Origin of the sequence: Rheinheimera muenzenbergensis (assembly GCF_036984005.1) — a bacterium.
GTDB classification, from domain to species: Bacteria; Pseudomonadota; Gammaproteobacteria; order Enterobacterales; family Alteromonadaceae; genus Alishewanella; species Alishewanella muenzenbergensis.
In genome coordinates this window covers 309589-330282 of record NZ_JALAAR010000001.1, presented here as the reverse complement: position 1 = coordinate 330282, position 20694 = coordinate 309589, and the positions used below count along the sequence as shown (strand labels likewise).

Sequence of the window (20694 nt, the reverse complement as noted above, 5' to 3'; positions counted from 1 at the left end):
TGTCTTTGCATGAGCTTTGATATGGATGAGGATATACTGCAGGACTTCCTGGTTGAAGCCGGTGAAATTCTGGAGTTACTGCAGGAACAGCTGGTAGAGCTGGAAAATAATCCGGACGATGCAAATTTGCTTAATGCCATTTTCCGCGGCTTTCATACCGTCAAAGGCGGTGCCGGCTTTTTGTCACTGGGTGAGCTGGTAGACGCCTGCCACGGTGCTGAAAACGTGTTCGACATTCTGCGTACTGGTAAGCGCCGGGTTACACCAGAGTTGATGGACGTAATTTTGCAGTCGTTGGACAGTATCAACGCCATGTTTGTCGAAGTGCAAAACCGTCAGCCATTAACGCCTGCTGCGGCTGAATTATTAGACGCCTTACATCACTATAGCGAGCCGGATACCGGTGAAGCGCCCCCATCTGCAGCCAAGGCGGCGCCTGCGCCAGAGCCAGCACCTGTAGCGGCGCCTGTAGCGGCGACGCCTGAACCGGCAGCTGGTTCGGGTGGTATAGATGAAATAACTGATGACGAGTTCGATCAGTTAATGGATGAACTCCACGGTAAAAAAGGCGGCCCCACTGCTTCAGCTGCGCCAGCCGCCGTCGCACCTGCTGCCAGTGCTGGTGGTGACGATATTACTGATGATGAATTTGAAGCCATTTTAGATCAATTGCACGGCAAAGGCTCCTTTGTACCGGAACAGGTTAATGCCCCCAGTACGGCAGCGCCGGCCAAAGCAGCCGCGCCAGCAAGCGCGAAGGCCGACGACGAAATTGATGATGCAGAATTTGAAGCCTTGCTGGATCAATTGCATGGTAAAGGCAAGGCGCCGGTAGAGGTTGCCAAAGCCGCACCGGCTGCGCCAGCACCGGCGCCGAAGCCGGCAGCATCAGCACCGGCCGAACCTAAAGCAGCACCTGCACCGGCTGCGGCACCCGCAGCTACAGCCGATAAAGCGGCGGCTGCCCAACAAGCTGCGCAAGCTGAAACCACGGTACGGGTTGATACTAAACGGCTTGATCAAATTATGAACATGGTGGGTGAGCTGGTATTAGTGCGTAACCGGTTGGTCAGCTTATCCGGTACAGTTCAAAGCGAAGAAATGAGCAAAGCCATATCTAATCTGGATGTGGTGACGGCGGACATTCAGGGCGCGGTTATGAAAACCCGCATGCAGCCTATTAAAAAGGTTTTCGGTCGTTTCCCTCGCGTGGTACGCGATCTGGCGCGTTCGCTGCAAAAAGATATTGATCTGGTGCTGGAAGGCGAAGAAACCGATTTAGATAAAAACCTGGTTGAAGCCTTGGCTGATCCTTTGGTGCATTTGGTGCGCAACTCGGTTGACCACGGTATCGAAATGCCTGACATCAGGCAAAAAGCAGGTAAAAAGCGCACCGGTACGGTAAAGCTGGCCGCTGCTCAGGCCGGCGATCATATTTTGCTGACTATCCATGATGATGGTGCCGGTATGGATCCGGAAAAGCTAAAAGGCATTGCCATCAAACGTGGCATTTTGGATACCGATGCAGCCGCCAGAATGTCAGACACTGAAGCATTTAACCTGATTTTTGCGCCGGGTTTTTCTACCAAGGAGCAAATTTCGGATATTTCAGGCCGTGGTGTCGGCATGGATGTGGTAAAAACCAAGATCACTCAGTTAAATGGTACTGTGCATATTCACTCAAAAATGGGTGAAGGCACCTTGCTGGAAATTAAAGTGCCGTTGACCTTAGCCATACTGCCAACCTTAATGGTGGTGGTTGGTCAGCAAACCTTCGCTTTACCGCTTGCCGGAGTCAGTGAAATCTTCCATCTGGACTTAGATAAAACCAATGTCGTAGACGGTCAGCTAACGGTAATAGTGCGCGAAAAAGCCATACCACTGTTTTTCCTGGAGCACTGGCTGGTTAAAGGGTCGGATAAACAGCGTCGTCGTGGTCAGGGCCATGTTGTTATTGTGCAAATTGGTACCCAGCAGGTTGGTTTTGTAGTTGATTCACTAATCGGTCAGGAAGAAGTCGTAATAAAACCCCTGGATGCGTTACTGCAAGGCACTCCGGGTATGGCCGGCGCAACGATTACCTCTGATGGTGGCATTGCACTAATCCTTGATGTACCAAACCTGCTGAAACACTACGCGAAGAAATCAAAAATTAAATTTGATCGCTTCAACAAAATAAACGCCTAAAGAGAGAATTATATGGCGATTAAGGTGTTAGTGGTTGATGATTCGAGTTTTTTTCGTCGCCGCCTGACAGAAATTCTGACTAAAGATGGCGATATTGAGTTAGTCGATACCGCGGTAAATGGTCAGGAAGCTGTCGACAAAGCCTTGGCGTTAAAGCCGGATGTGATTACCATGGACGTTGAGATGCCGGTGTTAGATGGCATCTCAGCTGTGCGGCAAATCATGCAGCAGCAGCGCATCCCCATTCTGATGTTTTCATCGCTGACGCATGAAGGTGCCAAAGCTACACTTGATGCGTTGGAAGCTGGCGCTGTCGACTTTTTGCCGAAAAAATTCGAAGATATCGCCCGCGATAAAGATGAAGCCGGACAGTTGTTACGTGACCGGGTTAGGGCCGTGGCGCGTAAACGCCAGCTCGGCCGGCCTACCTTTAGCAGTACACTTGGCAATCGTACCGAAAGCCTTACTGCTAAACTGGCTGAGCGGCCTGCGCTAACCCGCAGCAGTTTTGAGCGGCCCAAATTAAGTGAGCGGGTCGCACCTGGCACCAGCCGTTTTCAGCCCAGCGGCAAGCAGTACAAACTGGTTGCCATAGGTACATCCACTGGCGGCCCGGTGGCACTGCAACGCATTATTACCGCCTTACCCGCCAATTTCCCGCTGCCGATTGTTTTGATCCAACACATGCCGGCTGCTTTTACCGGGGCCTTTGCCCAACGGCTGAATTCGCTGGCAAAAGTAGAAGTGCGTGAAGCTCAGGATAATGATGTACTGCGCCCTGGCGTGGCTTATCTGGCACCTGGCGGTAAGCAAATGTTGATCGAAGGCAGCGAGCGTGAGGCCAGGCTGCGGATAAAAGAAGATGATTCTGCCCGCATCACTTTTAAACCCAGTGTCGATATAACCTTTGCTACCGCGGCCAAAGTCTATGCTGACAAAGTGCTGGCAATAGTGTTAACCGGCATGGGTGCTGACGGCCGGGAAGGTGCGCGGCTGCTAAAACAACTGGGCGCACGTATTTGGGCGCAGGACGAAGCAAGCTGCGTAGTGTACGGCATGCCGCAGGCAATAGCTGCGGCCGGTTTAATGGATGTGGAAGTTAGCCTTAACGATGTTGCCACTAAACTCGTTGCGGAAGTGACACATGGATAAACTCGCCATCAGTGGCTTCGTGCTGGCAGTTGTTGCTGTCGCCGGTGGTTTTATGATGGAAGGCGGTGCGCTGTCTACCTTGTTGCATTTTCCGGCTTTTTTAATTGTTGCCGGCGGCACTGTCGGTGCCGTTATGCTGCAAACACCGTTTAATCAATTTGTATTAGGTATGAAAATGCTGCCCTGGGTAGTACGGCCGGCGCAGTTGCCCTTGCAACATACAGTAGAGCGTATAGTGCACTGGGGTAGTGCAGCGCGCAGCACTGGTTTTTTAGCACTGGAAAACGATGCGCTGGCTGAGCAGGATCCTTTTTTACATCGCGGGCTAAATTTATTGGTCGATGGTGTAGAACCTAAAGTTTTGCAGGACACACTGGACGCCGAGTTGACACTGGAGCGTGAACGTTTATTGCGCGGTGCGCGGATTTTTGAAGCGATGGGCGGCTATAGCCCAACTATTGGTATCGTCGGCGCAGTTTTGGGCCTTATACAGGCCATGGCAAATATTTCTGAACCGGAATTACTCGGGCTGGGTATAGCGACGGCTTTTGTCGCTACTATTTACGGCGTAGGCTTTGCAAATCTGCTATTTATTCCAGTTGGTAACAAGCTGCAAAGCCTGGTACATCAACGCACTTTGTATCATGAGTTAATAGTCGAAGGTTTGGTATCAATAGCGCATGGTGAAAACCCGCGCAATATTGAACGTAAGCTGGCAGCTTACCATTCGGGGTAGCCAATGTACCGGCATAAGCAGCGACATAAGCATGTAGAACACGAGCAGCTGGACCGCTGGTTGGTATCTTATGCTGACTACATGACGCTAATGTTTGCCTTGTTTGTGGTGTTGTATGCCATGGCAATGATTAAAGAAGAACAATACAGCGTTCTGGCTAACAGCCTGACCAAAATTTTCGATAAACCTGCAGAAGCAGACAGCGGTGTGTCGGGCCAGTCTGTGCTGGTTGAAGCTACAGTACAAAGTGAATTTGATTTACACGGCAGCTCGTTAGAGCAGGCTAAAGGCCCTGAGCTGGTTGCCGATGCCCGTCAGTTATCTGAAATTGCTGCAAAAAAGCTGGGCAGTCCCCTGCAATCAATAGAGCAACAACTTACTCAGGCATTAGCCAATTTGTTACAGCAAGGCGTGGCAAAGCTGCAACAGGATGAAAACTGGCTAACAATAGAATTAAACAGTGGTTTATTGTTTGCCAGCGGCAGCGCAACAACAACGCCGTCAGCCAGCGTTTTACTGGCAGAGATAAGCCGTATTATTGCACCCATCAGCAATTTTATCCGGGTGCGAGGTTATACGGATAATCAACCGATTAATAACGAGCTGTTTGCTTCAAACTGGGAGTTGTCGGTTAGCCGGGCGACTTCAGTATTACGCTTATTAGAGCAGCTAAATGTAGCGCCAGCGCGCCTGGCTATTGAAGGCTATGGGCAATATTATCCTTTTGCCGCTAATGACACTGTCCGCGGCCGTGCTGAAAATCGCAAAGTGGTGATCGCCATTTCCCGTTATGGCTATCAGCAGGAAGCGGGTGCAACGGCAGAACCCAGTGCTGCAGATATAGAGCAAACAGAGGCACTGCAGCAACAGTTAGAGCAGGTCTCACAGCAAGATGGTACTATCAGAGTAATTGCCTTACCCGGAGGTGGTATCCGTATTACCACCCGTGAAGACAATCCGGATGCTGAAACATCGCAACAACAGGATCGCTAAGTGGTTATTTGGACAGTGGCAAATCAAAAAGGTGGCGTAGGTAAAACCACCACTACAGTGACGCTGGGCGGCTTATTGACGCAGCGGGGCTATAAAGTCTTGTTGGTTGATACCGATCCGCACGCGTCACTGACTTACTATTTTGGTATTGACGCTGAAGAGCTGGAAGTCAGTGTGTATGATATTTTTATCCGTGGTAAAGATATCAGCAGTGAAGAGATCCTGCAGTCGTTATGTCCAAGCGGTATGAAAAACCTGGATATTTTGCCTTCATCAATGGCGCTGGCAACACTGGACAGGTCACTGGGAACTAAAGGCGGCATGGGGCTAATGCTAAAAAAAGCCCTGCTTAAAATCAAAAATGAATATGATTATGTGCTGATTGACTGTCCTCCGGTAATGGGGGTGTTAATGGTTAACGCTATTGCGGCCTGTGATCGCATTCTGATCCCGGTGCAAACCGAGTTTCTGGCATTAAAAGGCCTGGAGCGGATGATAGCGACCATGGCATTAATGCGCACCTCGCAGCAAAAAGACTATGCGTTCACTATTATCCCAACTATGTATGATAAACGCACCCGGGCTTCGTTGGAGGCCTATAAAGAGCTAAAAGCCAAATACCAGGACAAAGTCTGGTCAGCGGTGATCCCGGTTGATACCAAGTTTCGTGATGCCAGCCTGGCGCAAACACCACCTAGTGAGTTTGCCTCGGCTTCGCGTGGGGTTTTTGCTTACAACACGCTGCTGACCTATTTACTGCAACTGGCACCGGAGTAAGTTATGAGTAATCTGATTGCCAGTCAGAAGGTTATGCAGCATTATCTCGCTGCCCTGCTGACAGAAGAGGAACCGCAGCAGCAGGTCGCACTGCAGCAACAGAAGCAGCAGCTGAACGAATTGCTGGCGCAGGCGGTTGTAACGACCACCGAGCCGGCTGTCAGTACACAAACAGTTAGCAAAGCCAGCAGTAAGCAGGCCAGTACAACTCAGACTGAACAAGCTTTGGCCGGGCTGAAACAAAAATTTGTCCAGGCTGAACAGGCCATGCAACTGACACAGCGTGAAGTGCCGGTAGCGCAGCGGTTGGCTGTAGAAACGCCGGCGCCGGTTGCTGAGCCAGCAGCCGTAGCAGCAGCGCCGGTAAAAGACTACCGCCAGGGCAGGTTTCAGGCATTGTTTTTCGATGTGGCCGGCTTGAAGGTAGCGGTGCCGCTGAAAGAGCTCGGTGGCATTCATCAGATGGCAGCGGTTAACAGCCTGTTTGGCAAACCCGACTGGTTTAAAGGTGTTATGCTGTACCGAGAGCAGAAAATTAATACGGTGGACACTGCACGCTGGGTAATGCCGGAAAAATATGATCAATCTTTACAGCAAAAGCTAAACTATCAATATGTTATTATGTTGGGAAACAGCAATTGGGGTTTATGCTGTGAGTCACTGATTAACACTTACATGCTGGAACAGGATGACGTTAAGTGGCGCGAAGCTGAAGGCAAGCGGCCCTGGATGGCAGGCCTGATTAAAAAACATATGTGTGTACTGGTAGATGTAGACGCTATGATAGATTTATTAAACCGTGGTCTGGATATTACTGCCTGATCAGACAAGGTATTGTAACAGGAGCTGTGCATGAGCAATTTAACCAAGCAGTCTGCCAATAAAAACGAAGCAGCTGATGTTGTCCTGCAATGGGTAACCTTTAAGCTGCAGGAAGAAACCTATGGTATTAACGTAATGCAGGTGCAGGAAGTATTACGCTACACCGAAATCGCTCCGGTTCCCGGCTCACCTGATTATGTAACGGGTATTATTAACCTTCGCGGTAACGTTGTTACCGTTATTGACACCCGTTCGCGCTTTGGCCTGGCGCCGGGCGATGTTACCGACAACAGCCGGATTGTGATCATTGAAGCCGAAAAACAAGTACTCGGCATTATGGTTGATAGTGTCGCTGAAGTGGTTTACCTGAAAGGCTCTGAAATTGATACCGCGCCAAACGTCGGTACCGATGAGAGCGCCCGCTTTATTCAGGGCGTATCTAACCGCGATGGCGAGTTACTGATCCTGGTTGATTTAAACAAATTGCTCAGTGACGAAGAGTGGGAAGAGATCCGGTCTATCTGATATGACACTATGGTTGACTGTGTTAATACAGGCAGGTTTATTGGCGCTGAGCATGGTCGTGCTGTGGTGGTGGTTTAAACGGCATCAGAGCCAGGATAATCAATATACTGAGCTTGAGCGCCGTCTGGACTATACCAGCCGGCAGTGGCAACAAAGCCAGCTTGAGGTTGAAGAGCTAAGAGCCGGCATTATTGGTGTCGGTCAACGCGTATTACAACTTGAAACTGCATTACAGCAATTTAGCAGCCAGACTGAGCAGCAACTCAGCAGCCTGACAGAGCAGCAACAGGCTATAGCGTTGACGGATCCGGAATCTAAAATATACAGCCGTGCGATGAAAATGGTACAGCTGGGAGCTGATCTGGAAGAGATCATGCGTGAATGCGAACTGCCGCGGGCAGAAGCCGAGCTACTGTATAATTTACATCAAGCCAAACAATAACCGACACGTTCAATTGTGTTGCCCCTTTGAAACCTGTCTAGGTTTTGATGTCGATACGCTGATGAATATTATGCCAATTTTCCGGAAACTTACCCTGCAACACATAGGAAAAGGCAATCAGCTCAGCGATAACAATATACAGCTGCTGCGGGATTTGCTCGCCAAGTTGCAATTGACTTAACAACTTACTTAATTCTTCATCCTGATGAATTAGCACCCCGTGCTCTTTTGCCAGTGCCACTATTTCATCGGCCAGCTCGCCATGGCCTTTGGCCGTTACCGTGGGTGCTTTTTTGCCTTCATATTGCAGAGCTGTAGCGCTGTGATAGGTTTTTTTGCTCATGTTTCAGGCCTTGATTGCTAACAGGCTATTGGCCCGGGGGATCAGGGTGTCGGGGATCTTACCCAGCACGCATTCGGCCTGTTCAACTTTGATACCCTGCATGTTGCAACGATCTTTTAAAATAGGTAAAAAACGTTCAGCTTGCTGTTTGGCGGCAAGTTGTTCGGTATAAAACTGCAATTGTAATTGCTGCTCTGCCAGCCTGGCTACCACCAACATGCTACCGTATTGTTGTAAATCAAACCTCATTGTCAGTTGCCACAAACTACGTTTTTCGCCCTGTTGTTTACCATCGGCTTCGCGCTGCTCCAATGTCAGTTGGCAAATTTGTGTTTGCTGCCCCAGCTGCAGCGGTAATTGCAAAATAAGTTGCTGGCTATTGCCGCTGTCCAGTGTTGCCAACTGGCTCTGCTGCAAGGTACTGCTGTGGCTGGCCAGTTGCCGCAGGGCCGTACCGGCCTGAGCCGGGTCAAGCTGGCTGACAAAACGCGCCATTTGTGGTGCGGTTTGCGGCGCGGCAACTGGTTTTTGCAGTAGCTGACCTAACAGCAACTGAATTGCAACCGCAAGGCTGCCGCTGCTGCTGGTTGGGCTGACGTTAGTTTGCATGGGCTGAAAGGCCAGGGCTGCCGCTAACTGACTTTGTAGCTGAGGCGCCGGCCATACTTTGCTGCCATTAACCTGACTTTGACGTACCAGGGCAAAAATTTGCTGCAGCGGTGCTGGCAGCTCAGGCTGGTTGTCCAACGGCGAGGGCGACACCGGCAATAAAGGCAGTAGTTGACGCCAGGCTTGTTGCAGCGCGGCTTGCGGTGCGGCGGGCAGCTGCAGGCCAGGGCTGGTTGTTGGTGGTGCCTCCGGTGCTACCAGGTTGCTCGCCGCCACAGGCAGGCTAAGTTGCACCGGCCGGTTAAACTGCTGCGGGCTCACTACAAACTCGGCCATTATGTTTGGCCTGATAAGCTGAAGCTGCGCCGATGCGCTGCTTGTTGCAGGCCAGTGCAGTTGCACTGTGTGGCCGGGTGCAACTGTAGTTAATTTGGCGTCGCCGCTGAGTAAAGGCGCTACAACCTGAGCCGATAACTGTTGCTGATTAACCAGCCGTACCAGCTGCTGCACTATAACCTGCTGGCTTGCCGGCTTTAACAGTACCGGCATGGTTGCGGGTGCTGCACTGTGCGATGGTAACGTCACTTGCAGGCTGAGTTTATCGCCACTGCCAGGCAGCTGTAATAATAGCTGCACTGCAGTTTTATTCTGGCCATGGCTTAATAAGCGCGTTAATTGTTGTTGCTCGGGGCTCGTTGGTGTCAGGCTCGGTAAATTGGCAATATGCAATGTTAGCCCGGCAGGTTGTTTTTGCAGTGTGGCCGCTATGCTAAGGGGCGAGCCAGCGAGATCCGCTCCTGCAGCAGGCGCTGTCAGTAACTGCGGTAAAGCTGCCAGCAGTAACTGACGCAAAGACAAGCTGTTTAACGGCACGCTCACACTGGCATTATTGTTGTGTAAAGTCAGTTGTATACGTCCGTCAGCCAGCGGCTGAAACTGTAGTAATACGGCTGTTGTCGCCTTGGCGGATTGTGCCGGCTGTGCTAAAGCCAATAATGGCTGAATTTGCGCGGCGGCTTCTGCTGCCAGCGTTATCTGCAAAGGCCCGCCAGGTTGTGGCAGCTGTAAGCGCACACTACCATCTGACAGTTGTTGCACCTGTGCCTGATACACCTGCGCCACCAGCAATTTTAAACTTCCGGCATCAACTTTGCCGGTTTGGCTTTGGATTAACAGTTTTTCCAGATTGATCTGGTTCATGTTTTTACCTGTTTTCTGCTGGTCTGAAGTCTGGCTGCATTCGTATTATGACGGCATTATGCTAATATGCGCGCAATTTTTACTGTTATTAACCGAGGTCTGCGATAAAAGCTGCATTATTTCCCGTACCTGGTGGTGAGACTGTATTAAGCGCCCGTCAACTCAGCTGTATCCGCCAGGATAGGGTGCTGTTTGAGCAATTAGATCTTAGCGTTGCCGCCGGACAGCTGCTGCAAATAGCAGGCAAGAATGGTGCCGGAAAGAGCTCTTTGTTGCGTATTTTGGCCGGACTTGCTCAACCTGAACAGGGGCAATTGTATTTTGGCACGACCCCGCTGCGTCAGGTTATGCCCGAATTTGCTGCCAATTTATGCTATATCGGCCATCAAAGTGGCGTGCACGAGCAGCTTACTGCGCGGGAAAACATCCGCTTTTGGCATGCAGCAACCGCCGAGCCACAAGCGATTGATGATTATGCCTTATTAGGGCAGCTCGGTTTAGCCGGGTTAGAGGATATACCCTGTCGTATGTTGTCGGCCGGGCAACAACGGCGTGTATCTTTGGCCAGACTGTGGTTTACCAGACGTCAGCTGTGGATCCTGGATGAACCTTTTACCGCCTTGGATCAAGCGGCGATAACTATGCTACAGCAACATTTTTTGCTGCATTTGCAACAAGGTGGAGCCATAGTGCTGACCACACATCAGCGGCTAACCCTGGTGTTCGAGCAACTGATTAGTCTGGAGTTAGCGTACCGATGGTAACCTTAGGCTGTTTTATTCAGCGCGAACTGCGCCTGCTGGCGCGACAAAAAGCTGACTGGTTAAATCCGGTACTGTTTTTTGTCATAGTGTTAACCCTGTTTCCGCTTGGTGTTGGGCCAGAGCCTAACTTATTGCGTTTAATGGCACCAGGCGTAGTATGGATTGCCGCCTTACTTAGTGTTTTATTAGCGGCTGAGCGCTTATTTAAAGATGATTATCGCAATGGCGTGATAGAGCAACTGGTAGCAGCACGCCAGCCATTGCTTAGTTTTGTGCTGGCCAAGCTTATTACAAACTGGCTAAGTACCGGTTTACCCCTGGTACTATTGTCACCTTTGGTGGCGTTGTTGCTAAATGTAGACAGTGCTGCCTTTGCTGCCTTAGCTCTGACATTATTACTTGGTACGCCGCTGTTAAGTTTGCTGAGTGTGCTTGGCGCGGCGCTTACCGTATCGGCTGATAAGGGCGGTATTTTGCTGGCGTTGCTGATCCTGCCGCTGTATATTCCGCTACTAATTTTTGCCAGTGCCGCAGTTGAAGCCGCCAGTATGGCAATGCCTTATCAGGGACAGTTGGCAATTATGCTGGCTATGTTGTTATTTGCGTTAGCACTGGTGCCTATGGCGGTGCAAAGTGCATTAAAACTGAATGTGAGCTGATATGTTTAAGTGGTTACATCCATTAGCTAAACCTGAAACCTTATATCATTTTTGCCGGCTGTGTTATCCCTGGTTGATGGCGGCCGCGTTATTGTTATTGGCGCTGGGAAACATTTGGGGGCTGGCCTTTACGCCGCCGGATTATCAGCAGGGCGACAGCTACCGCATTATTCATTTGCATGTGCCATCAGCCATTATGTCGATGGGCACCTATTCTGCTATGGCAATAGCCGCTTTTACCGCTTTAGTCTGGCAGGTCAAAACGGCGCAGTGGGCGGCGTTAGCGTTGGCGCCAATTGGTGCTGTGTATACCGCTATAGCGTTGCTAACCGGCATGGCCTGGGGCAAACCGATGTGGGGCACCTGGTGGGTTTGGGATGCGCGGTTAACGTCTGAACTTATTTTATTGTTTTTATATTTAGGTGTGATTGCCTTAAGTGGTGCTTTTTCTGACCGGCAAACCGGTGCTAAAGCAGCCAGTTTACTGGCGGTAGTAGGCGTTATTAACCTGCCGATTATTCATTTTTCGGTTGAGTGGTGGAACACTTTGCATCAGGGCGCGTCTATAACCAAGTTTGCCAGGCCGTCTATCGATGCCAGTATGTTGTGGCCATTGTTAATCAGCATACTGGCTTTTAAAGTGTTGATGCTGGCACTGTTATGTTTGCGCCTGCGCACGGCAATTCTGGTTAACGAGCAGCACAGGCCCTGGGTTAAAGCACTGGCAGGAGAGCGCTAAATGTATTTTCAGTCCTGGAGCGATTTCTGGGCGATGGGCGGTTATGGCTTATTCGTCTGGTTGTCATTTGGTTTAACGTATTTGTTGCTTGCCGGTTTAATCGGCTACAGCCACTATCAGCAACGCGCCTTTAGCCGCCAACTGGCCGAGCGTCTGGCCCGTGAGCAGCGTATTAAGCAGTATCAGGAGCAGTCAGAGTAATGCTATCAAGACGACAGAAGCGTTTATCCGCTGTAGTACTGGTGCTGACCTTACTTGGCGGAGCCGTAGCGGCGATGTTATATGCGCTGCAGCAAAATATTGATTTATTTTATACGCCGTCACAACTGGTCGAGGGCCTGGGCAAAGATAAAATAAAGCCAGTGGTGGGCCAGCGTTTACGGATTGGCGGCATGGTAGTTGAAGGCTCTGTGCGCCGTGATCCTAATTCACTAAAGGTCAGTTTTGATCTTATCGATACCGGCCCCATAGTCACTGTTACCTATAATGGTATCCTGCCGGACCTGTTCCGCGAGGGGCAGGGCATAGTTGCTCAGGGGGTGTTACTGGATCCGGTCACCATAGCCGCCTCTGAAGTACTGGCTAAGCATGATGAAGAATATATGCCGCCGGAAGTGGCTGAAGCGTTAAAGGGCATCCGTCATGTACCCCCGTCGCAGCAACAAAAAGCTGACGGAGGCTACTGATGATAGTTGAAGCTGGTCAGCTGGCGCTGACTTTCGCCTTTGCGTTATCGGTGCTGTTGGCGCTGGTGCCGTTGTACGGTAGTTATCGTGCCAGTCAGCCGCTGCTACTGATGGCCAAGCCGCTGGCAATTGCCCAGTTTATTAGCTGTCTGCTGGCAATGCTGGCGCTGATTTATGCCTTTCGCAGCAGTGACTTTACTGTGATCAATGTGGCGCAAAACTCCAGTTCAACTTTACCCTGGTATTATCAGATCACCGCCAGCTTTGGCTCGCATGAGGGCTCGATGCTGCTATGGGTACTGATGCTGGCTGGCTGGACTGCACTGGTGGCGATATTCTCTAAAGCTTTACCGCTGCTGTTGCAGGGCCGCATTCTGGCTATTTTGGGGTTGATTAATGCCGGTTTTATCGCCTTTTCGTTATTTATGTCTAATCCGTTTGCCCGTAGTTTGCCGTTTTTTCCGGTAGAAGGGCGTGACCTTAATCCGCTGTTGCAGGATTTCGGCATGATTTTACACCCGCCAACCTTGTATATGGGCTATGTCGGTTTTGCGGTGGCTTTTGCTTTTGCTATCGCAGCGTTAATGGGCGGACGTTTTGACAGCGTCTGGGCGCGTTGGGTAAGACCCTGGGCACTAGCGGCCTGGTTGTTTTTAACACTGGGCATCATGCTTGGTAGCTGGTGGGCATACAACGAACTGGGTTGGGGCGGTTGGTGGTTCTGGGATCCGGTCGAAAACGCTTCTTTTATGCCCTGGCTGGCTGGCACAGCGCTAATTCACAGCCTGGCGGTGACGGAAAAGCGCGGCACGTTTAAATCCTGGACCGTGTTGCTGGCCTTAGCGGCTTTTGCACTTAGCTTAGTCGGTGCTTTTTTAGTCCGCTCCGGCGTGCTGGTGTCAGTGCATTCTTTTGCCACAGATCCTGGCCGCGGCTTGTATTTGCTGGTGTTTTTGCTGCTTGTTATTGGCGGTTCACTGCTGCTGTATGGCAGTCGTATGCATGCGGTCCGCTCTCAGGCACGCTACAAACTGTTTTCGCGCGAAATGTTGCTGTGGGGCAATAATATATTTCTGCTGACAGCCTGCTTTATTGTGTTTCTCGGCACCCTGTTTCCGCTGTTTCATAAAGAATTAGGCCTGGGTTCGGTATCTATCGGTGCGCCATTTTTTGATCAGATGTTTTACTACCTGAGCATACCTTTTGCGCTGTTGCTGGGGCTGGGGCCCTGGGTGCGCTGGAAACAGCAACAGCTAAGCCCACTGTTGTCGCCGCTGGCATTGGTGGCGGTGGCGGCTTTGGTGTTGGCCCTGGGCGTGATGGCCACGCTGCAAAGCGTACAGGCCAACCTGGCATTAATGGGCTTATTGCTGGGTGCCTGGGTAGGCATGTCGGCGCTGGCCGAAGTGATGCAGCGCGCACGTCAACTGGGTTCAGTTAAACAAGGGCTGAGCAAGCTAAATGCCAGCCACTACGGTATGACACTGGCGCATATCGGTTTTGCCGTACTGATTATTGGTGTTGCGATGACGAAAACCTACACCGAAGAACGTGATGTGCGGATGCAGGCAGGCGACAGCGTGCAGTTGGCTGGCTATCAGTTTACGCTAACTGAAGTTTATCCGCTAAACGGTGCCAATTATGGTGGCCAGGCGGCTGAGCTGGATGTCAGCAAGGATGGCCGCTACGTTACTCACCTGCATGCCGAAAAACGCTTTTACCGAATTCAGCGCACTATTATGACGGAAGCGGCAGTGCATGCCCGTTTAAGCCGTGATTTATACGTATCGCTGGGTGAAGAGTTACCCGGCAATGCCTGGGCTTTGCGTATTCAGGTTAAGCCATTTGTACGCTGGATTTGGCTTGGTGGCTTACTGATGACAGCAGGTGCTTTGTTATCGTTACTGGATAAACGCTACCGGCGCAAACAGCTAGCAGGGGCCGCGCAGGCAGGAGAGCAATATGCGTAAGGTATTGTTTTATATTCCGCTAAGCCTGTTTTTACTGCTAACGTTATTTTTACTCAGTGGCTTGTTTTCTGATCCCCGAGAGCGCGATTCTGCCGTTATTAACAAGCCTTTACCTGCTTTTGCGCTGGCCGATTTAATGCAGCCAGAGCACATCTGGACACCTGAAAAATTAGCCGGCGAAGTGTTTTTACTTAATGTCTGGGGCACCTGGTGTCCCACCTGCAATGCCGAGCTGGCTTATCTGGCAGAGCTTCGCGCCCAGGGAGTAAAAATTGTTGGCCTGTATTACGAGTTACCGCGCGATCCGGCGTTTGATGCGCCTTTTGATCTGGCAACGCTGCAGCAGGACGTAACACAAAAACTGGCGCAGCAGGGGGATCCTTATCAGTTTAATATCCTCGATTTGCAGCGTACCTTGTCGCTGGACCTTGGTGTCAGCGGCGCGCCGGAAACCTTTATTGTCGACGCTAACGGCATAGTGCGGGCCCACCATATTGGCGATATTAACCCCATGGTCTGGCGTGGCAAACTGGCAGCGGTATACCAGCAATGGAGTAAGCCATGAAAGCCATCACAACTGCATTAATGCTGTTTTGTGCCGCGCTGTCAGCTGAAGAGATGCTGCAATTTCGTTCTGACGCTGAGCGGCAATTGTTTCATCAGTTGACGGCAGAGCTGCGTTGTCCGCAGTGTCAAAATCAGAATATTGCTGACTCTAATGCCATAGTGGCAGTGGATATGCGGCAAAAAACCTATGAACTGGTGCGCCAGGGCCAGGACCGGCAACAAGTACTGGATTATATGATAAACCGCTACGGTGATTTTGTGCATTATCAGCCACCGCTGAATCGTTACACTGTCTGGCTTTGGTTAACGCCGGTTTTGCTGCTGCTGTTATTGCTGGGTATTGGCGTTTATCGGCGTGCCAGCCAGCAGGCCAATGCCAATACAGCTGCAGATGACGGTACCGACAGCGCTGAGCTGGATAAGCTGATAGCGCGTTACCGGAGTAAAAAACCATGATCGGCGAGATAGTTATTTGTATATTGCTGTTGTTGATACTGACGGCACTGTGTTTGTTCTGGCCACGCCGGGTAACGCCACAGGCGGGTCAAACGGCCGTGCAGCTATTTGAAGAGCGCTTGCAATTGCTGGCGTTAGCGCGCGACAGTGGCGAGCTGGCCGAGCAGGATTTTGACAACGCTGCCGCCGAGTTAAAAAGTCAGTTTTTACATAAACCGCAGCCTCAGGCGATAACGGGGCGACTGAACTGGCGTTTGCCAGTTAGTTTGCTGGCGGCAACCTTGCTGATAGTTGTGGCAATTTATGCTGTTAACGGTCATTACCGTCAACTGGCAGACTGGCAATATGCCCGGCAAAACCTGCAAAGCTTTGGTGAGCGCGCCTTACTCGGTCAAGGCGAACCGTTGTCGGAGCAGCAAATAGAATTGTTTGCGCTGGCACTGCGTACCAAGTTAGCCCGCGAAGGCGATGATGCAGTTGCCTGGATGCTGCTGGGGCGTATTCGTATGTCGCAGGGCGCAATGCAGGAGGCGGTGGCGGCCTTTGAGCGTGCACTAAGCATGACACCTAATCGCACACCTTTGCTGCTAAGTTACAGCCAGGCGCTGATAGTACTGGGTGATGAAAATAGTCTTGCAACGGCAGCCCGCGCTGTAGCACGGGTGTTGACCGCCGAACCGGACAACTCTGATGCATTATCACTGATGGCGCTGATAGCCTACGAACGTGGTGATTTTGCCGAAGCAACCACTGCCTGGCAATTGTTGTTAAAACAGCTACCGGCAGAAGACCCCCGTTACGCAGCCGTGCAGCAACGCCTGCAACAGCTGGGGGCTGACGTAGCCGCCAGCGGGCGGCAAATTAAAGTCAGCTTAACGGTGTCACCGGCGCTGCGTCAGGCACATCCTGATGCCACGCTGTTTTTGTTTGCCCGTGCCGTTGATGGGGCTGCCTTGCCGCTGGCAGTGCAGCGTATTGCGCTGCCGCAAGGCCAGGTTGAATTGCTGCTAACCGAGCAAATGGCTATGCAAAGTGGCTGGAGTCTGGCCAATGCTGAGCAGGTACAGGTTGTAGCGCGAATGTCTTTAGCCGGTACGGTAGAACAACGGGCCGGAGATGTGCAGGTGGAGTCTGAGATCCTGCAGTTTAATCAGCCGGTGTTATCGGTATCATTGCAACTGGAACCCTGATATGCGTTTTTATTTTTCCTTGATGTTACCTGTAGCTGCGCTGGCTTTGCTATCGGGTTGTGCCAACAAAGCTGCGCCGCAGCAGCAAGCTGCAGCGCCAGTGTATCAGGATGTGCGCGACCCGCTGGAAACCCTTAACCGGCCATTGTGGGATTTTAACTACGATATTCTGGATAAATACCTGCTGCGCCCGGCAACAGTAGGATACATGACTGTAGTACCCAAACCAGCACGCAAAGGTTTGGTTAATGCGGTAAATAACCTGGGCGAGCCAGCCAGTTTTGTTAATGCCAGCCTGCAAGCTAAACCATCTTCAGCCGCAGTGAGTGCCGGCCGCTTTCTGGTAAACAGCACCCTGGGTATTTTCGGCTTGTTTGACGTGGCCAGCAAAATTGGCCTAGCCGAGCAGCAGGAAGACTTTAATCAGACAATGGCGGTATGGGGCCTGGGACACGGTGCCTTTTTGATGTTGCCGGCGCTTGGTCCAAGCACAGTGCGTGGCACAGCGGGCGGTGTCGTGGATAATCTGTATTTTCCGCTGGGACTGCTCAATACCCCGTTGTCGCTGACCCGGGCAGCTATCGGTGCTTTGGACGCGCGCGAGCAGTTAATGTCGCTGGAGCAAATGCTGGATGAGTCACTAGACCCTTATGCCTTTGTTAAAGAGTCTTACTTTCAGCGTGAATTGTTCAAAATTCATGACGGCAATCCGCCACAGCAACAAGAGCCGGAAGTTGATGAAGACTTACTGGAAGACTTATTCGATGAGCTGGACTAAGCGCCAGCTGATGTAAACCCGCTGCAACCGGTGTCGGCCAGGCCCGGTTTAGCGGGTAAAGCCTATACGAAAACCTCCCCAGTGCCGGCCATTAACATAAATTGGCACGGACAAGTCATGCAAAATTTCACCCGTGTCGCGTTTGTAGGTTTGCAGCAGCATTGATTCGGTGTGGCTGCCGCAGCGGCTGCCGGTGCGGTCATTAAAAATACGCTTGGTTCGGTTTTGTAATAAGTCTTTGGCGTAATTACCCGTCAGTGGCTGGCTGAACTTTTTGTTGTGGGTGGGGAAATAACCTTGGCGATCGACAGCTCCGGCATACAGCACCTTGCTGTGACGGCTTAATATTGGCTCCTGCACCGCCGGAAACTGCTGATCGGAAAAACTGTCATAGCCGGTGTGATATTTAGCCGGGTTAGTACCGCTGATTTGCTGGTACTTTTCAGCAAATACCGCCTCAGCACTGAGTTTACCGCTGCTGATCGCCTGTGCCAGTAAGTTGCCGATGGCGTCGGCTGCAGCCATGGCTTCTTGCAGTATGGCTTGGTAAAAGCTGTGTTGACTTAAGCTGTTAAGTTCGCGGTAGATGCTTTCAGTTTGCTCTGACAACGCCACCGCCTGCTCTGCCACGCTATGGCCCTTTTGGCTGATATTCTGCAAGGCACTGCCAATGCTGGTAGCCGATTGTGCCAATTGCGCACTGGTATGCTGTAAGTCGGCGCTTACACTCTGTAGCTGATTTAGCGTGCTGGACGAGCTGCCAATCTGCTGATTTATATCGGTAAAGCCTGCTGTAACCTGGCTAAGTTCCTGTTGCACCTGTTCACCGGCCTGTTGTAACAGCGCCATACGCTCGGCGGTATGCTGGCTTTGTGCGCGTATACTGCCAAGCATGCCGGCAATGTCCTTAGTCGCGGTAGCGGTTTTGCCGGCCAGTGCTCTGACTTCCTCAGCCACCACAGCAAAACCACGGCCTTGCTCGCCGGCGCGGGCAGCTTCAATAGCCGCGTTCAATGCCAGTAAGTTTGTTTGCTCTGCCACCGTATTGATAACATCGGTAATGCGCTGAATATCGTCGCTGCTGCTGCGCAGCTGCTCCAGTGCGGCGGCATTACTGCGCACATCGGCCACCAAAGCGCTGATATTTTGCATGGCGTTATCCAAGCGCTGATCTGCCTGGCCCGATGCATCGGCTGTGTGCTGTAAGTTGGCGTTTATATGCTGCAAAGACGCCGTCAACTGGCCTCCGGTTGCGGCAAGTTGCTGGCTGACATCGCTGATATTGCGGCTGTCGTTACTGCTTAACTGAATATCTTTAATTAAACCATCTATGTAAAACGATACCTCTGCTGCGCCAATCGCCATGCTTGATGTTGCGGCAGTAATGTTATCCGCAGTGTTTGCCAGGCTGTCATCCTGCTCGGCGCTGTGATCCGCCACCGGCGGTCGCACCCGGCTGGCATAGGCAGTAAATACTAAGCAGCCAGCCAGCAAAGCGGCAATAGCAGAATTGAATAACAGGTAGAGGCCTAATTGTGCCGCTATAAACACCAGTAAAACCACGGCAAATCTGGGTGAGGGCAGAGACATAGCAACTCCGGTTACAGCAAAAAGTAATGACCAATTTAGCAGTGTTCAAACTTTCAGTAAGACTGTCAATGGGTTAATCACAGCCCGAGACTAAAGTCGTAGCCTGTAATTTGACCGTCAGCCACCAATATTCAGCCATAAAATTTGCTGCAATAACCTCACGGCAACAGTTGGCAAAAATACTGAAAAAAATTAACCCCTTTTATCCAGCCCGGACGTCTGAATTGATAACAACAAAAAGTACGGGAGCCACACTATGCTAGCAATACCACAATACAACACTAACACTAAGCGCAGTACCGCTCTGCTGATGGCCGGTGCCGGTGCTTTGACGATGACACTGGCGTTATTTGCAGCGATGCAACAGCTGATAGCTGTAAAAGCCAGCGGGCCAAGGCCGGTTGCAACCTTGCCGGTAGTGGGGTTATATGAGCCGGTAAAAGACAGTGAGACGCTGGTAAAGCAGCCGCTGCCAAAGCAGCCAGAGCTTAAACCGCGTGATTTACCTGTTGTAACGCCAGATCCTGTCACCTCGGTGCAGCTTGAGCCGAATGGTTTTAACTTTACGGCTCCACCGCTGCCCAGAAACTCCGGGCCGGGTACTATGGTACAGGCAGAGCGCGGCGCAGCGCCACTGGTGCGTATTGAACCGCGGTATCCGGTTGCTGCCGCACGTGACGGTATTACCGGCTGGGTGAAACTGGGCTTTAGTATCGATGAAACCGGTGCTGTTACCGATATAGAGGTACTGGCGGCAGAACCGGCCAGGACCTTCAACAAAGAAGCTGTGGCGGCATTAAAGCGCTGGAAATACCAGCCAAAACGCCAGGATGGCGTAGCAATAAAACAAACTGGTTTACAGGTTCAGCTCGATTTTAATCTGGACAACAACTAGTCTGATCAGTAACAACGGCAGTAAAAGGAGCTTTGTATGGCATTATCCTTTTTTTGGCAGGGCAGTATTGCGCCAGATCTGAGCGCAGAGCAACTGTATAGCCGTTATGTTCATCATGCTGACGTCAGCGCACTGGAGCAGCTGGTTAGCTTGTACGGTGATGCGCTGTATCATTTTTTGCAGCGCCAGTCTGATCGGGCGCTGGCTGAAGATATCAGCCAGCAATGTTGGTTAAAATTGGTCGATCATAAAGCTGTTTTTGCCGGTCAAAGCAGTTTTAAGACCTGGCTGTTTAGCATGGCGCGGCATTGTCTGATAGATGAGCTGCGCCGGTTAAAACGCTGGCAAAGCGAGCAGATGGCCGATGATATCGCGCTGCAGCAATCTTGTCTGGCCGAGCAATTACAGCAATGCCGGCAAAATCAGCAATTTGCTACGCTGATCTCGGCGCTGCCTTTTGCCCAGCGTGAAGCCTTAATGCTGCAGCTGGAGGGATTTTCATTAACAGAAATTAGCCAGATAACTGCGCAGCCGCCAGAGACAGTTAAAAGTCGTCTGCGCTACGCCCGGCAGTTTATGCAACAGCATAATGCTGTGTCTGGGCAGGAGTAAGC

At 51.3% G+C, this 20694-nt stretch carries 23 protein-coding genes; 20 read left to right on the top strand and 3 right to left on the bottom strand.

Annotation, left to right across the window (positions count from 1 at the left end):
• The first annotated feature begins 9 nt into the window (after positions 1 to 9).
• From MN202_RS01465 to MN202_RS01430, 8 genes are read left to right on the top strand one after another with little or no spacing between them, the layout of a single operon-like run.
• Positions 10 to 2187, top strand: coding sequence for a chemotaxis protein CheA (locus tag MN202_RS01465; protein ID WP_335734308.1), 2178 nt, complete (start codon positions 10 to 12; stop codon positions 2185 to 2187).
• 12 nt (positions 2188 to 2199) lie between these two features.
• Positions 2200 to 3339, top strand: coding sequence for a protein-glutamate methylesterase/protein-glutamine glutaminase (locus tag MN202_RS01460; RefSeq protein ID WP_335734307.1), 1140 nt, complete (start codon positions 2200 to 2202; stop codon positions 3337 to 3339).
• Positions 3332 to 4075, top strand: a complete 744-nt coding sequence (locus MN202_RS01455) for a flagellar motor protein (RefSeq protein WP_335734306.1) — start codon at positions 3332 to 3334, stop codon at positions 4073 to 4075. Before MN202_RS01460 ends, MN202_RS01455 begins: the two co-directional genes overlap by 8 nt.
• Positions 4076 to 4078: 3 nt before the next feature.
• Positions 4079 to 5068: a flagellar motor protein MotB gene (locus tag MN202_RS01450; protein ID WP_335734305.1), complete on the top strand. Its 990-nt coding sequence runs from the start codon at positions 4079 to 4081 to the stop codon at positions 5066 to 5068.
• On the top strand, positions 5069 to 5845 hold the full coding sequence (locus MN202_RS01445; protein ID WP_335734304.1) for a ParA family protein: 777 nt from the start codon (positions 5069 to 5071) through the stop codon (positions 5843 to 5845).
• 3 nt (positions 5846 to 5848) lie between these two features.
• The gene (locus MN202_RS01440) at positions 5849 to 6667 is read left to right on the top strand and encodes a chemotaxis protein CheW (protein WP_335734303.1); all 819 of its coding nucleotides are present in this window, start codon (positions 5849 to 5851) and stop codon (positions 6665 to 6667) included.
• Positions 6668 to 6697: 30 nt separating this feature from the next.
• Positions 6698 to 7192, top strand: a complete 495-nt coding sequence (locus MN202_RS01435; protein WP_335734302.1) for a chemotaxis protein CheW — start codon at positions 6698 to 6700, stop codon at positions 7190 to 7192.
• A gap of 1 nt (position 7193) precedes the next feature.
• Positions 7194 to 7634 (top strand): DUF2802 domain-containing protein, encoded by a 441-nt coding sequence (locus MN202_RS01430; protein ID WP_335734301.1) that lies wholly within the window; start codon positions 7194 to 7196, stop codon positions 7632 to 7634.
• A gap of 37 nt (positions 7635 to 7671) precedes the next feature.
• Here the strand turns inward: MN202_RS01430 and MN202_RS01425 are convergent, their stop codons facing one another.
• Both MN202_RS01425 and fliK read right to left on the bottom strand, forming a co-directional pair.
• The gene (locus MN202_RS01425; protein ID WP_335734300.1) at positions 7672 to 7977 is read right to left on the bottom strand and encodes an EscU/YscU/HrcU family type III secretion system export apparatus switch protein; all 306 of its coding nucleotides are present in this window, start codon (positions 7975 to 7977) and stop codon (positions 7672 to 7674) included.
• Between the two features lie 3 nt (positions 7978 to 7980).
• The gene (gene fliK, locus MN202_RS01420; RefSeq protein WP_335734299.1) at positions 7981 to 9786 is read right to left on the bottom strand and encodes a flagellar hook-length control protein FliK; all 1806 of its coding nucleotides are present in this window, start codon (positions 9784 to 9786) and stop codon (positions 7981 to 7983) included.
• Positions 9787 to 9890: 104 nt separating this feature from the next.
• Between fliK and ccmA the strand changes: the two genes are divergently transcribed.
• From ccmA to MN202_RS01370, 10 genes are read left to right on the top strand one after another with little or no spacing between them, the layout of a single operon-like run.
• Entirely contained in the window at positions 9891 to 10550 is a 660-nt protein-coding gene (gene ccmA / locus MN202_RS01415) for a cytochrome c biogenesis heme-transporting ATPase CcmA (protein ID WP_335734439.1), read from the top strand.
• The gene (gene ccmB, locus MN202_RS01410) at positions 10544 to 11209 is read left to right on the top strand and encodes a heme exporter protein CcmB (RefSeq protein WP_335734298.1); all 666 of its coding nucleotides are present in this window, start codon (positions 10544 to 10546) and stop codon (positions 11207 to 11209) included. The genes ccmA and ccmB overlap by 7 nt, the downstream gene beginning before the upstream one ends.
• A gap of 1 nt (position 11210) precedes the next feature.
• Positions 11211 to 11948 (top strand): heme ABC transporter permease, encoded by a 738-nt coding sequence (locus MN202_RS01405; RefSeq protein ID WP_335734297.1) that lies wholly within the window; start codon positions 11211 to 11213, stop codon positions 11946 to 11948.
• Complete coding sequence (gene ccmD, locus MN202_RS01400; RefSeq protein ID WP_335734296.1) at positions 11949 to 12149, top strand: heme exporter protein CcmD; 201 nt, start codon at positions 11949 to 11951, stop codon at positions 12147 to 12149. It begins immediately after the preceding gene.
• Positions 12149 to 12634 (top strand): cytochrome c maturation protein CcmE, encoded by a 486-nt coding sequence (gene ccmE, locus MN202_RS01395; RefSeq protein ID WP_335734295.1) that lies wholly within the window; start codon positions 12149 to 12151, stop codon positions 12632 to 12634. The genes ccmD and ccmE overlap by 1 nt, the downstream gene beginning before the upstream one ends.
• Positions 12634 to 14604: a heme lyase CcmF/NrfE family subunit gene (locus MN202_RS01390; protein WP_335734294.1), complete on the top strand. Its 1971-nt coding sequence runs from the start codon at positions 12634 to 12636 to the stop codon at positions 14602 to 14604. Before ccmE ends, MN202_RS01390 begins: the two co-directional genes overlap by 1 nt.
• The gene (locus tag MN202_RS01385; RefSeq protein WP_335734293.1) at positions 14597 to 15169 is read left to right on the top strand and encodes a DsbE family thiol:disulfide interchange protein; all 573 of its coding nucleotides are present in this window, start codon (positions 14597 to 14599) and stop codon (positions 15167 to 15169) included. Before MN202_RS01390 ends, MN202_RS01385 begins: the two co-directional genes overlap by 8 nt.
• Positions 15166 to 15627 carry a cytochrome c-type biogenesis protein gene (locus tag MN202_RS01380; RefSeq protein WP_335734292.1) on the top strand — a complete coding sequence of 154 codons (462 nt, stop codon included), beginning with the start codon at positions 15166 to 15168 and terminating at the stop codon, positions 15625 to 15627. The genes MN202_RS01385 and MN202_RS01380 overlap by 4 nt, the downstream gene beginning before the upstream one ends.
• A complete protein-coding gene (gene ccmI / locus MN202_RS01375; protein ID WP_335734291.1) occupies positions 15624 to 16817 on the top strand; it encodes a c-type cytochrome biogenesis protein CcmI in 1194 nt (397 codons plus the stop codon). Before MN202_RS01380 ends, ccmI begins: the two co-directional genes overlap by 4 nt.
• 1 nt (position 16818) lies before the next feature.
• Positions 16819 to 17595 carry an MlaA family lipoprotein gene (locus tag MN202_RS01370; protein ID WP_335734290.1) on the top strand — a complete coding sequence of 259 codons (777 nt, stop codon included), beginning with the start codon at positions 16819 to 16821 and terminating at the stop codon, positions 17593 to 17595.
• Between the two features lie 48 nt (positions 17596 to 17643).
• Here MN202_RS01370 and MN202_RS01365 read toward each other — a convergent pair whose 3' ends face one another.
• The gene (locus MN202_RS01365; RefSeq protein WP_335734289.1) at positions 17644 to 19185 is read right to left on the bottom strand and encodes a methyl-accepting chemotaxis protein; all 1542 of its coding nucleotides are present in this window, start codon (positions 19183 to 19185) and stop codon (positions 17644 to 17646) included.
• Between the two features lie 256 nt (positions 19186 to 19441).
• On the opposite strand from MN202_RS01365, the gene MN202_RS01360 reads away from it, so the two are divergent.
• Positions 19442 to 20080, top strand: a complete 639-nt coding sequence (locus MN202_RS01360; protein WP_335734288.1) for an energy transducer TonB — start codon at positions 19442 to 19444, stop codon at positions 20078 to 20080.
• A gap of 36 nt (positions 20081 to 20116) precedes the next feature.
• Positions 20117 to 20692 carry an RNA polymerase sigma factor gene (locus tag MN202_RS01355; RefSeq protein WP_335734287.1) on the top strand — a complete coding sequence of 192 codons (576 nt, stop codon included), beginning with the start codon at positions 20117 to 20119 and terminating at the stop codon, positions 20690 to 20692.
• Positions 20693 to 20694 lie beyond the last annotated feature (2 nt).

Bases quoted from the DNA above. Each gene is read 5' to 3' on its own strand.
- MN202_RS01465 (WP_335734308.1), top strand. From the start codon at position 10: ATGAGCTTTGATATGGATGAGGATATACTGCAGGACTTCCTGGTTGAA.
- MN202_RS01460 (WP_335734307.1), top strand. From the start codon at position 2,200: ATGGCGATTAAGGTGTTAGTGGTTGATGATTCGAGTTTTTTTCGTCGC.
- MN202_RS01455 (WP_335734306.1), top strand. From the start codon at position 3,332: ATGGATAAACTCGCCATCAGTGGCTTCGTGCTGGCAGTTGTTGCTGTC.
- MN202_RS01450 (WP_335734305.1), top strand. From the start codon at position 4,079: ATGTACCGGCATAAGCAGCGACATAAGCATGTAGAACACGAGCAGCTG.
- MN202_RS01440 (WP_335734303.1), top strand. From the start codon at position 5,849: ATGAGTAATCTGATTGCCAGTCAGAAGGTTATGCAGCATTATCTCGCT.
- MN202_RS01435 (WP_335734302.1), top strand. From the start codon at position 6,698: ATGAGCAATTTAACCAAGCAGTCTGCCAATAAAAACGAAGCAGCTGAT.
- MN202_RS01430 (WP_335734301.1), top strand. From the start codon at position 7,194: ATGACACTATGGTTGACTGTGTTAATACAGGCAGGTTTATTGGCGCTG.
- MN202_RS01425 (WP_335734300.1), bottom strand. From the start codon at position 7,977: ATGAGCAAAAAAACCTATCACAGCGCTACAGCTCTGCAATATGAAGGC.
- fliK (WP_335734299.1), bottom strand. From the start codon at position 9,786: ATGAACCAGATCAATCTGGAAAAACTGTTAATCCAAAGCCAAACCGGC.
- ccmB (WP_335734298.1), top strand. From the start codon at position 10,544: ATGGTAACCTTAGGCTGTTTTATTCAGCGCGAACTGCGCCTGCTGGCG.
- MN202_RS01405 (WP_335734297.1), top strand. From the start codon at position 11,211: ATGTTTAAGTGGTTACATCCATTAGCTAAACCTGAAACCTTATATCAT.
- ccmD (WP_335734296.1), top strand. From the start codon at position 11,949: ATGTATTTTCAGTCCTGGAGCGATTTCTGGGCGATGGGCGGTTATGGC.
- ccmE (WP_335734295.1), top strand. From the start codon at position 12,149: ATGCTATCAAGACGACAGAAGCGTTTATCCGCTGTAGTACTGGTGCTG.
- MN202_RS01390 (WP_335734294.1), top strand. From the start codon at position 12,634: ATGATAGTTGAAGCTGGTCAGCTGGCGCTGACTTTCGCCTTTGCGTTA.
- MN202_RS01385 (WP_335734293.1), top strand. From the start codon at position 14,597: ATGCGTAAGGTATTGTTTTATATTCCGCTAAGCCTGTTTTTACTGCTA.
- MN202_RS01380 (WP_335734292.1), top strand. From the start codon at position 15,166: ATGAAAGCCATCACAACTGCATTAATGCTGTTTTGTGCCGCGCTGTCA.
- ccmI (WP_335734291.1), top strand. From the start codon at position 15,624: ATGATCGGCGAGATAGTTATTTGTATATTGCTGTTGTTGATACTGACG.
- MN202_RS01370 (WP_335734290.1), top strand. From the start codon at position 16,819: ATGCGTTTTTATTTTTCCTTGATGTTACCTGTAGCTGCGCTGGCTTTG.
- MN202_RS01365 (WP_335734289.1), bottom strand. From the start codon at position 19,185: ATGTCTCTGCCCTCACCCAGATTTGCCGTGGTTTTACTGGTGTTTATA.
- MN202_RS01360 (WP_335734288.1), top strand. From the start codon at position 19,442: ATGCTAGCAATACCACAATACAACACTAACACTAAGCGCAGTACCGCT.
- MN202_RS01355 (WP_335734287.1), top strand. From the start codon at position 20,117: ATGGCATTATCCTTTTTTTGGCAGGGCAGTATTGCGCCAGATCTGAGC.